The organism is Clostridium pacaense (genome assembly GCF_020709765.2).
In the GTDB taxonomy this organism is placed as follows: Bacteria; Bacillota; Clostridia; order Lachnospirales; family Lachnospiraceae; genus Enterocloster; species Enterocloster hominis.
On record NZ_JAJFEB020000096.1, the window covers coordinates 1 to 316 of the forward strand.

The following is a 316-nucleotide window of genomic DNA, read 5'->3' on the forward strand; positions in this document are numbered from 1 at the left end:
ACGGGATGCAATCATGCGGCAATTTTCCTGGCTTTCTTCCGTAAAATAGGTCAGGCAAAGATTACCGCTATTTTTAATCAGACGGGACCCCACGTCCATTCCCTTCACAATCTGGAATTCCAGCCTTCCCATGGATTCCTGCTCCCAGAACAGCTGGTTGATGGGAACCGCCAGTGCGCTGTGGATACTGGGGGATATGACGATGGACACGGGCTGGGGAAGCAGGGCGGTGACCGTACTGAGCTTTTGTATATCCGCAAAACATCGATACATTTCTTCCATAAGGGCCAGGGCTTCCTCGCCTTCAGTGGTCACC

The 316-nt window shown here is 52.2% G+C and carries 1 protein-coding gene; it reads right to left on the reverse strand.

The window, feature by feature from the left end; all coding sequences use genetic code 11:
• A partial coding sequence (locus LK536_RS58635) for a hypothetical protein (protein ID WP_506092317.1) occupies positions 1-316 on the reverse strand: 316 nt, incomplete at both ends.